Below are 3419 nucleotides of genomic sequence, written 5' to 3' on the forward strand. Positions count from 1 at the left end.
GCCCCACCCGGCCGCGGCGCCCCCCCCGGGGGGGGGGGCGGCCCGCCGCGAGGGGTGCGGGTCAGTGCCGACGTCGGCCGTACGTGCCGGCGAGAACGGCGACGCCGACGGCCGCGAAGGCCACCTGGAGGAACAGCTCGATCCAGTCGATGCCCCGGGTGTCGTCCACCCCGAGCGCGCCGGCGAGCAGGGTGCCGAGGATCGCGGCCACCACGCCGATGGCCAGGGTGAGCAGGATCGAGATCTTCTGCTTCCCGGGCACCACGAGGCGACCCAGGGCACCGATGATCAGACCGATGATGATGGCGGTGAAGAAGCCCTGTACTTCCACGTGTGTCGTCCCTCCACGAGTCGCTGTCGACCTGGACTCTGCCCCGGGTGGACGGGCGGTGAAACCACGACGGGACGCTGCGGACGAAATGTCACGCGACTGTCATGACCCCGCGTGGGGAACGTCATCCGCCCCACCGCGTCCGGCTCAGCGCAGGGTCCGCTCCAACAGGTCGAACAGCGCCGCCCAGTGCCGCTCGGTGGCGCCCTCGTCGTACATGGCGGTGTCGGCCATCGTGAAGCCGTGCGGAGCCCCGGCGTACACCTCGGAGCGGTAGGTGACCCCGACGGCGTCGAGTGCCCCCTCCAACATCGCGATGTGGTCGGCGGTCATCGAGTCGTCCCGGTCGGCGTGGGCGAAGTACAGCTCACCGGTGACCGCGCCGACGCCCCGGTGCGGGCTGTCCGGCGCGTCGGTGACGACCCGGCCGGCGTGGAAGCTGGCCAGCGCCGCGATCCGGTCCGGATGCGCCTCGATCGCGCGCAGCGCGTTGGTGCCGCCCATGCAGTACCCCACGATCGCCACCGGCCCGTCGGCGACGTCGTCGCGGGCGGCGAGGAAGTCCAGGTAGGCCCCGGCGTCCCGGGCCACCAGCTCCGGGGTGAGCGCGTTGATCAGCGGCACGATCCGGCCGAACAGCTCGCCGCGCCGCTGCGGGTCGGCCAGGTCGGCGAGGTCGACGTGCGGCATCGGGCCGGTGCGGTGGAACAGGTTCGGCACCAGCACCAGGTAACCCTGCGCGGCGATCCGCTCGGCCATCTCGGCGAGCCGGGGACGCAGCCCGAAGGCGTCCATGAAGAACAGCACCGCCGGGAACGGCCCGTCCCCGTCCGGCCGGGCCAGATACGCATCCGCCGCGCCGTCGCTGGTCGGAACCTCCACCGTCGTCGTGCCCGCCATGGTGTCTCCTCGCCCGGGTGCCGGCGCACCCACCGCGGGAACGCTACCCGCTGCCGCAGCCGCCGGCGGACCGTGGCCCGGGGCCACCCCACCGCACACCGCGACCCCGCTCCCGGCCCGGCCGGCAGTGGCCCAGGACGACGCCTGTCACGGATCGCGGGTCCCGCCGGTCGTACGGGTGCAGGGCGGTACGACCGCCAGGGACGGACAGGGAGTGGATCAACCATGAAGATCGTCGTCATCGGGGGCAGCGGACTCATCGGCAGCAGGCTGGTGACCGTGCTGGGGCAGCAGGGTCACGACGCGGTGGCCGCCTCGCCACGGACCGGGGTCGACGCGCTCACCGGCACGGGGGTGGCCGAGGCGCTCGACGGCGCCGACGTCGTGGTGGACGTGTCGAACTCCCCCTCCTTCGAGGCGGACGCCGTGCTGGCGTTCTTCGAGACGTCCACCCGTACCCTGCTGGCGGCGGAGGCGAAGGCCGGCGTACGGCACCACGTGGCACTGTCGATCGTCGGCGCCGACCGCATCCCCGACAGCGGGTACATGCGCGCCAAGGTGGCCCAGGAGGCGTTGATCGCCGCGGCGGACGTGCCGTGGACGGTGCTGCGGGCCACCCAGTTCTTCGAGTTCGTGCCGGCCATCGTCGAGTCGTCCGTGGTGGGCGACGAGGTGCGGCTGCCGTCGGCGCTGATCCAACCGGTCGCCGCCGACGACGTGGTGACGGTGCTGGCCGAGATCGCCGTCGGCGCGCCGGCCGACGGGATCGTGGACCTGGCCGGGCCCGAGCGGTTCCGGCTGGACGAGTTGGGTCGCGCGACGCTGGCCGCCGCCGGTGACCCCCGGCCGGTGGTCAGCGACCCGCAGGGGCGCTACTTCGGGGCGCTGCTGGCCGAGCAGGCGCTGGTCCCGCTCGGTGACGCCCGCACCGGCGGGGTCCGGTTGGCGCAGTGGCGCGGACGCTGACCCGACGCGCGGGCCCGGCGGGTGACGTCGGGCCCGCGCGGCGCACCGCCTACGGTAGGCGCATGACGACCGGGTCCGGGGCCACCGCCGACGCGCCACCGGCCGTCGCGCCCGCCGACCTGACCGCGTTCCTCGACGTGCGGCCACGGCTGTTCGGGCTCGCCTACCGGATGCTGGGCAGCGTCGTCGAGGCCGAGGACGTGGTGCAGGAGGCGTGGCTGCGCTGGCAGGGCACCGACCGCAGCGGGGTGCGCAACCCGGCGGCCTTCCTCACCACCACGACCACCCGGCTGGCGGTCAACGCGGCCACCTCGGCGCGGGCCACCCGGGAGACGTACGTGGGGCCGTGGCTGCCCGAGCCGGTCGACACCCGCGCCGATCCGACCCTCGGCGCGGAACGGGCGGCGGCATTGGACGTCGCGGTCCTGCTGCTGCTGGAGCGGCTGACCCCCGCCGAGCGGGCCGCGTACGTGCTGCGGGAGGCGTTCGACTACCCGTACCGGGAGATCGCCGAGGTGCTCGGCACGTCGGAGCCGAACGCGCGGCAGTTGGCCGGCCGGGCCCGGCGGCACCTCGCCGTCGAGGGTGCCACGCCGGTCGCGCCGCACCAGCGTCGGCGGCTGGCGCAGGCGTTCCTCGACGCGGCCCGCGACGGCGACCTGACGACGTTGGAGCGGCTGCTCACCGCCGACGTGGTGGCCCGCTCCGACGGCGGCGGCCGGGTGCACGCGGCCCGCCGGGACGTGTGCGGGCCGGCCCGGGTGACGAACTTCCTGGACAACGTGCGGCGCAAGTACTGGCCGGGCACGACTGTCGGCCTGGTCGAGGTCAACGGCGGCCCGGGGGTGCTGGTCGCCGCCGACCGGCCGGTCACGCTGATCACGCTGGACACCTCGGCCCGGGGCATCGAACGGCTGCTGCTGGTGGTCAACCCGGACAAGCTCGGGCGGTTGCCGGTCCACCGCTGACCAGCGAGCTACCCCACCGTCGCCGGCACCTCCAGGTCGGCGACCCCACCCGGCCGGTCGAGGATCGACCCGGCGTCCCGGGTCGGTGCTGTCCCGGGTGCACGCGACGGGCCGCCGGAGGGCGTTCTCCCGGCTGTCGGGGAGCGTCCGGTCACGACGCCGGGGGCGTGCCGGCGGACACCCGGTCCGTCGGCACGCCCCCGGTGGTGTCGGGCGAACGCGGGTCAGGACGCCGACCGCGCCGGTACGGCGTC

4 protein-coding genes are annotated in these 3419 nt (G+C 74.9%); 2 read left to right on the forward strand and 2 right to left on the reverse strand.

Going from position 1 to position 3419, the window contains the following annotated elements; genetic code table 11:
* Positions 1 to 61 precede the first annotated feature (61 nt).
* Positions 62 to 331 (reverse strand): GlsB/YeaQ/YmgE family stress response membrane protein, encoded by a 270-nt coding sequence (locus ACOJTC_RS20135; RefSeq protein ID WP_204926518.1) that lies wholly within the window; start codon positions 329 to 331, stop codon positions 62 to 64.
* Between the two features lie 147 nt (positions 332 to 478).
* Positions 479 to 1231, reverse strand: a complete 753-nt coding sequence (locus tag ACOJTC_RS20140; RefSeq protein ID WP_420118039.1) for a dienelactone hydrolase family protein — start codon at positions 1229 to 1231, stop codon at positions 479 to 481.
* 225 nt (positions 1232 to 1456) lie between these two features.
* Between ACOJTC_RS20140 and ACOJTC_RS20145 the strand changes: the two genes are divergently transcribed.
* Both ACOJTC_RS20145 and ACOJTC_RS20150 read left to right on the forward strand, forming a co-directional pair.
* On the forward strand, positions 1457 to 2197 hold the full coding sequence (locus ACOJTC_RS20145) for an SDR family oxidoreductase (protein WP_420118040.1): 741 nt from the start codon (positions 1457 to 1459) through the stop codon (positions 2195 to 2197).
* 62 nt (positions 2198 to 2259) lie between these two features.
* Complete coding sequence (locus tag ACOJTC_RS20150; RefSeq protein WP_420118041.1) at positions 2260 to 3165, forward strand: RNA polymerase sigma-70 factor; 906 nt, start codon at positions 2260 to 2262, stop codon at positions 3163 to 3165.
* Positions 3166 to 3419 lie beyond the last annotated feature (254 nt).

Origin of the sequence: Micromonospora sp. (genome assembly GCF_048594385.1) — a bacterium.
GTDB classification, from domain to species: Bacteria; Actinomycetota; Actinomycetes; order Mycobacteriales; family Micromonosporaceae; genus Micromonospora; species Micromonospora wenchangensis.